Source organism: Mesorhizobium sp. M0276 (assembly GCF_040321755.1).
Classification (GTDB): Bacteria; Pseudomonadota; Alphaproteobacteria; order Rhizobiales; family Rhizobiaceae; genus Mesorhizobium.
On sequence record NZ_JAMYSC010000117.1, the window covers coordinates 1 to 6,467 of the forward strand.

At 61.5% G+C, this 6,467-nt stretch carries 6 protein-coding genes; 3 read left to right on the top strand and 3 right to left on the bottom strand.

The window, feature by feature from the left end:
- Positions 1-74: 74 nt before the first annotated feature.
- The gene (locus NKJ01_RS35660; protein ID WP_352735242.1) at positions 75-254 is read right to left on the bottom strand and encodes a MerR family transcriptional regulator; all 180 of its coding nucleotides are present in this window, start codon (positions 252-254) and stop codon (positions 75-77) included.
- A gap of 726 nt (positions 255-980) precedes the next feature.
- Positions 981-1,874, bottom strand: coding sequence for a LysR family transcriptional regulator (locus NKJ01_RS35665; RefSeq protein ID WP_352605486.1), 894 nt, complete (start codon positions 1,872-1,874; stop codon positions 981-983).
- A 103-nt stretch (positions 1,875-1,977) separates the two neighbouring features.
- On the opposite strand from NKJ01_RS35665, the gene NKJ01_RS35670 reads away from it, so the two are divergent.
- Positions 1,978-3,141 carry an NADH-dependent flavin oxidoreductase gene (locus NKJ01_RS35670; protein ID WP_352605484.1) on the top strand — a complete coding sequence of 388 codons (1,164 nt, stop codon included), beginning with the start codon at positions 1,978-1,980 and terminating at the stop codon, positions 3,139-3,141.
- A gap of 33 nt (positions 3,142-3,174) precedes the next feature.
- Complete coding sequence (locus NKJ01_RS35675; RefSeq protein WP_352605482.1) at positions 3,175-4,008, top strand: SDR family oxidoreductase; 834 nt, start codon at positions 3,175-3,177, stop codon at positions 4,006-4,008.
- 109 nt (positions 4,009-4,117) lie between these two features.
- Here NKJ01_RS35675 and NKJ01_RS35680 read toward each other — a convergent pair whose 3' ends face one another.
- Complete coding sequence (locus NKJ01_RS35680) at positions 4,118-5,011, bottom strand: LysR family transcriptional regulator (RefSeq protein WP_352487014.1); 894 nt, start codon at positions 5,009-5,011, stop codon at positions 4,118-4,120.
- 151 nt (positions 5,012-5,162) lie between these two features.
- Here NKJ01_RS35680 and NKJ01_RS35685 point away from each other — a divergent pair, with 151 nt between their 5' ends.
- Entirely contained in the window at positions 5,163-6,353 is a 1,191-nt protein-coding gene (locus NKJ01_RS35685; RefSeq protein ID WP_352487013.1) for an MFS transporter, read from the top strand.
- The last annotated feature ends 114 nt before the right edge of the window (positions 6,354-6,467 follow it).

A 6,467-nucleotide genomic window follows, 5' to 3' on the forward strand; every position in this document is an offset into this window, starting at 1 on the left:
CTCGCTCAAGCGTAAGCGCCTCAAAGCCCTCATGAACCCGACCTACCGCCAAGCCGTCCTTGCAGGTTAACGATTCATGATTTCGGCCTGGCCTCACTGGGCCATGCCTTGTCCTGTCCTGCCAACTCGTCGATGATCAGGCAATCCGGCCCCTCGCCGCCGTGGCAGTGCTCGACCAGGTGATGAATCAGCCCGCGCAATTCGATCAGTTCGGCGATCTTCCTGTCGATCCCAATGAGCTTGGCTTTTCGCAATGGCTCATGAGTAGGCAAACATTGCCTCTCACCATCGTGTTAGCACATCACGTTTTGCGACTCCGTCCAAGAAGACGAGGCGGCGTGTCTCGCCATCGAGACGTTTGACGCCGCGCACATCACAGCAGCGCGATCGACGCAAGTGCTGATCACTCACACGCTCAATCATCCCTCGAACTCGTCGAGCGTTGCCCGGCCGCCCGTACGTCGTGTCGCGCGGGCAACGTTAGACAGCAGCACCGAATGGCTGCGATCGCTTGCTGTGAGAAACCGGGCTCCCAGGAGCCATGTATCGTGCTATGCATCGCTGATTGTATCGCTGGAAGGGCCAGCCGCCTGGAGACGGGTGGGAATCCGGTGTTTTGCCCGAATGCGGGTTAGAGTCCCTCCCTCTCCGCCAGGGTCACAGACTCGAACAGTCCTATGTCCATCTCCTGACGCATTGGCCGGCCAAACAGAAGGACAGGCCGAAGAACAACACGGCGCGCGAGATCGATCCTGGCCGCCAATGCCGATCTTACGGCCGAACCCCTGAAACGATCGGCGCTGGAGGATGGCTTTGTCACCATCGTCAAGACGATCATCCGTTCCAAGATTGGGCGCGCCTGTTCTCCCGGAGCGGGAGGAACCCGATTGCCGACGTCCCGCGAGGTTGTGCATATGAGAGAAGGATAACTCATGCGATGCTAAGGTAGAGCGGCATGTTGAAGCCGGTTCTGCCACCTGTCACGCCTTGAAACGGAGTGCCTCGACAAGTAGAGCGAAGGCCGCCGTGTGCTGGCGTCGGCTGGGGTAATAGAGGTGATAGCCTGAGAAGGGTTGGCACCAGTCTTCCAGTACCCGGATAAGGCGTCCGTCTGCGATGAACGGGGCAACCTGGCTTTCAAACGTGTATGCTAAACCGAGCCCGTCAAGAGCCGCATCCTCGAGCATTTCACCGTCGTTGATGACGAGTGGGCCATTCATCCTGACTTCAAGTTCCTCACCGCCTTTTTCGAACTCCCAGGCAAAGAGCCCGCCGCCGGTCTTCTGACGGTAGCTGATGCCTCTGTGTTCCCCAAGTTCGCGCGGTGTCTTTGGAACGGTTCGGTTTGCAAAATACGACGGTGATCCGACCACCGCCATGCGCAGGTCCGGGCCGATCCTTATTGCCACCATATCCTTCTGGACCTGCTCGCCGATCCGGATACCGGCGTCGAATTTGTTTGCAACGATGTCGACCAGCCCCTCGTCCAGGCTCAATTCCACTTCGATATCCGGATACTCCAGGAGGAGTTTGGCGAGGACGGGCCACAGTACCGATTTGGCAGCATACCGGAATGTCGTCAGGCGAATTAGGCCAGCGGGCTTGTCGCGCAGGGCGCTGACGGCGGCGATCTCGCTTTCGATGTGATCGAAGGCCGGTCGCAGGCTTCGCAGCAAGCGCTCTCCAGCTACGGTCACGGACAGGCTGCGTGTGGTGCGTGAGATCAGCCGGACTCCCAGGCGCTGTTCCAGCGTCCTGACAGCGTAACTGAGCGCCGACTGCGATAGGCCGAGCTTTGCTGCGGCGCGTGTGAAGCTGCCTGCCTCCGCTACGGCTATGAAGACGGCCAGCTCGCTGAAATCTCCGCGCCTCATTTATCAATCCCATTTCTAACTTCATGCAGATTATAGCGGCTAATCGTATCGAGTCCTATTCGCTATTTCACCCCGGAGACAACGCGAGTCGAAAGGAAACGCTGTGGACACCTCACAACAGATCTTCCAGCCCTTCCAATTTCCGAACGGGTTAAACCTCGACAACCGGATTGTCATGGCGCCGATGACCACGTGGTCGGCCAACGACGACGGAACGGTCTCTGATGCGGAGATCACCTACTACCGGCGTCGGGCGACTGGCGTCGGACTTGTGCTCACCGGCTGCACCCACGTGTTGCCCGACGGCATCGGCTTTGCGGGCGAATTCGCCTCCTACGACGACCGTTTCACCCCAAGCCTCTCCAGCCTGGCGTCAGCGGCCAAAAGCGGCGGGGCCCTGGCCGTCCTGCAAATCTTCCACGCCGGGAATAAGGCCGTGCCGGCACTTATACCCGGCGGCGAGGTCGTCAGCGCCAGTGCGCTTGAAGTCCCGCCCGGTCCCTTCAATCCGGGCGGTGTGAAGACACGTGCACTGACGAATGACGAAATCCTCGCGATCATTACCGCCTTTGGCGAGGCGACACGACGGGCCATCAAGGCAGGCTTCGATGGCATCGAACTGCATGGTGCTCACGGATTTCTCATCCAGAACTTCTTCTCGCCTCTCTACAATCAGCGTGGCGATGAATGGGGCGGCACGCTCGAAAATCGAATGCGTTTCCCAATCGCCGTGGTGCGTGAAGCAAAGCGAGTGGTCGCCGCACACGCGAACCGCCCCTTCCTCGTGGGCTACCGGGTGTCACCCGAGGAACCCGAGGCAGGTGGCTTGCGTATTGCCGACACGTACGAGCTGATTGAACGTCTTATCGATGAAGGTGTTGACTACCTCCATGCATCTCTGACGAGCGTTCTCGAGGCAAAGCCTATAGAGGCGCCCGAGGGCGACACCATCGCTGGCCTGATCACTCACCGAGCCAGCGGTCGGGTCCCGGTCGTTGCCGCGGGCCAGGTCAGGACGCCTGTTCAGGCCGAACTCGCCCTGGCGAGAGGCCTCGCGCTCGTCGCGGTTGGGCAAGGACTGGTGATGAACCCGGAGTGGGTCCAGCTGGCAAAGAGCGGTCGCGAGGATCTGATCGAGACCGAAATCCGGCCGTCGAGCGTTCTGGGCATCGATATTCCAGCGAAACTATGGGGTGTGATTCAGTCCGCCACCGGGTGGTTCAACATCACCGCTGAGACGGACGTGCCAAAAGCCAACGCTGCATAAACTGAAAAGATACTGGCCAGGAAGGATACGGCTGTGAATAGAGTATGGATGATTACCGGCGCTGGACGAGGCATGGGCCTCGACTTTGCCAAGGCGGTGTTAGCCATCGGCGATAAGGTCGTTGCGACCGGTCGTAACCCCGATCGGGTCGCCAAGGCGATCGGCCAGTCGGACAATCTTTTGGTCGCGACGTTGGACGTGACCAAGCCGGCCGACGCCGACGCTGCGGTGAAGGCAACCCTCGACCGCTTTGGTCGGCTCGACGTGCTCGTCAACAATGCCGCGGGCTTCTATGCGGGCTATTTCGAGGACCTGACTCCGGCCCATATCGAACTTCAGCTCGCGTCCACCCTGACCGGCGCGATGAATGTCACCCGTGCAGTCCTGCCGGTGATGCGCGCGCAGGGTTCTGGCAAGGTCATTGCAATCTCATCGACGGCAGGCCTGGTCGGCTTCGAGTTCTGTTCTGCATACGCTGCGGCGAAATTCGGCGTGGACGGCTGGATCGAGTCACTGCAAGCCGAGGTAGCGCCGTTCGGCATTGAAACGATGATCGTGAACCCCGGGTTTTTCCGCACGGAGCTGCTGACGGACGAATCCACTCAATATGCTCCGTCATCCGTTAGCGACTACAGCGAACGCCGCGCCCAGCAGATAACGGGCTGGAAAGCCGCGAACGGCCAGCAAGTCGGCGACCCGGCAAAACTCGCGCAGGCGCTGATAACTCTGGTCGACAAGCCGGAGCTGCCCCGTCGGTTTATCGCCGGCGCCGATGCTCTTGGCATGGTCAGGCAGAAACTCGCTCTGCTGCAGCAACAGGTCGACGCCCATGAGGAGCTATCCAGCTCACTGGCCTTCGACAGCTGACCGTCGCGTCCAGCACTGCCATTGTCGCAGATCTATTTATGAGCGCAATCGATCGCCTCCTGCCATTTACCAATGTCAGCTTCATGATCCACAGGCACAGTCTTTGGGGTCAGATGCGATGGCGGAGCGCCTCAACGATCACCGACATCGCAGGCGAGAGTTGTCGCCTGCTCGGGTAGTAAAGGTGATAGCCCGCAAATGGCGGACTCCAGTCGTCAAGCACGAGCCTAAGGCATCCCTTGGCGATGTGGTGGCTGACGAGGTTTTCCGGGACATAGGCGATCCCGAAACCGCTTATCGCAGCCTCGATCATGGGAAGGGACGAATTGAAGGTGAGTTGGCCTTCCACCCGTACACGAAGGTCGCGGCCATCCCTGGCGAATTCCCAGGCATATAATCCGCCGAACGTCGCCTGCCGCATATTGATGCAGTCATGATCGACCAGATCCTGGGGTGCGGTCGGAACCGGATGGCGGGAAAAGTACTCCGGCGAAGCCACGGCCACGAGCCGCCAATCCGGCCCGATCCGCACTGCGATCATATCCCTGTCGATGCTCTCACCAAGCCGTACGCCTGCGTCGAAGCGCTCCTCCACAATGTTCTTCATGCCGTTGTCGCTGTAGAGTTCGACGCGCACGTCAGGATAGTCGCCGAGCAAGGGCTGCAGCTTCGGCCAGACGGTCGTCTGGAGCGCATGGTCGGACAGCGTGATACGGACCATTCCGGAGGGCTTGTCGCGAAAGGCCACCAGGCTTGCAAGGTCGGCTTCGATTTCCTCGAAGCGGGGAACAAGCGATTGGAAAAGTCGCTCGCCGGCCTCGGTCGGAGCGACGCTCCGCGTCGTACGCGTCAGCAGGCGGACGCCGAGACGAGCTTCAAGCTCCTTGATTGTCGAACTCAGGGTCGACTGCGAGGTTCCGAGCTTGGCCGCCGCCTTGGTGAAGCTGCGCTCCCGCGCGACCGCCACGAACCAGAGCAGATCCTTCATGCCATCGCGCTGCATAGGGCACCTCCCGACTGACATTTATATCACAAGCAGATAAGTCCATGCGAATTACTCAGTCTAATAGAATGGGTCCCTCTGCAATATCTTCCGGCATGGCGATGGGGATGGGCGGCTGATCCGCCCCAGTCGCCTTGCGAGGATGCCAATTATGGAAACGACCTACGATACAAGGCTTGTCGAAGACCGCGTCGCATGGGGCGCCGTGTTGTCGATGGCGCTGTGTGTTTTCGTGCTCATCGCGTCGGAATTCATGCCGGTCAGCCTGCTGTCGCCGCTCGCGGCCGATCTCGGCATAACCGAGGGCCGCACGGGACAGGCGATCTCGATTTCGGGCGCTTTCGCCGTCGTGACCAGCCTGTTGGTCGCCGGCCTCACGCGCCGGATCGACCGCCGGCTGGTCGTGACCGGCTTCACCCTTCTCCTCATCGTGTCCGGGTTGGCTGTCACCTTCGCGCCGAACTACGCGTTTCTCATGGTCGGCCGGGCGCTGCTCGGCATCGCGATCGGCGGGTTCTGGTCGATGTCGACCGCGATCGTCATGGGCCTCGTGCCGCAAGACATGGTTCCGAAGGGTCTCGCCATGCTAAACGCCGGCAATGCCATTGCGGCCACCATCGCCGCGCCGCTGGGCAGTTTTCTTGGCGCCTATGTCGGCTGGCGCGGCGCTTTTTTCCTCGTCGTGCCATTTGGGCTCCTGGCGTTGGCCTGGCAGTGGACAAGCCTGCCGGCGCTGCCCCCGCGCCAGAGGCAGCGTCCAGGCAATCCGCTGGCGCTACTCGGCCGTCTTCCTATCGCCATCGGCATGGCGTCAATCATGATGCTGTTCATGGGCCAGTTCGCGCTCTTTACCTATCTGCGGCCCTTCCTCGAGAGCGTCACCCGGCTCGACATCGCCGCGCTTTCGGCGATCCTGCTGGCGATGGGGCTGGCCGGGGTGCTCGGCACATGGTGCGTCGGCCGGCTTTTGCGCACGCGCCTGTTCAGCGTCCTCATCGTCATCCCGCTGGTCATGGCCGCGCTGGCCGCTGCGCTCATCGCCCTCGGTGCCTTCCCGGTTCCCACGGCGCTGCTGCTCGTTGCCTGGGGTTTCTTCGGCACGGCCGCGCCCGTTGGCTGGGGCACGTGGCTCAGCCGCACGTTGCCGGACGACGCGGAGGCCGGCGGCGGGCTGCAGGTGGCAGTCATCCAGCTCGCCATTACAGGCGGCGCCGCCATCGGCGGCACGCTCTTCGATACGGTCGGCTGGTGGGGTGCATTCACTTTCGCCGCGGTGCTGCTCTGTGGATCGGCGCTCGCCGCCCTTGCCGCATCGCATATGGCCCGGAGGTCTTTGCCATGACCATCGAGCGTGCGCCGCTCAGCCGCAGGACATTGCTCGGCGCCGCGCTCGCGGTGGCGGCCCTGCCTCGCGCAGCCGCCAGCCAAGAAGGCGAAGCCCCAGTCAGCCAGGAGC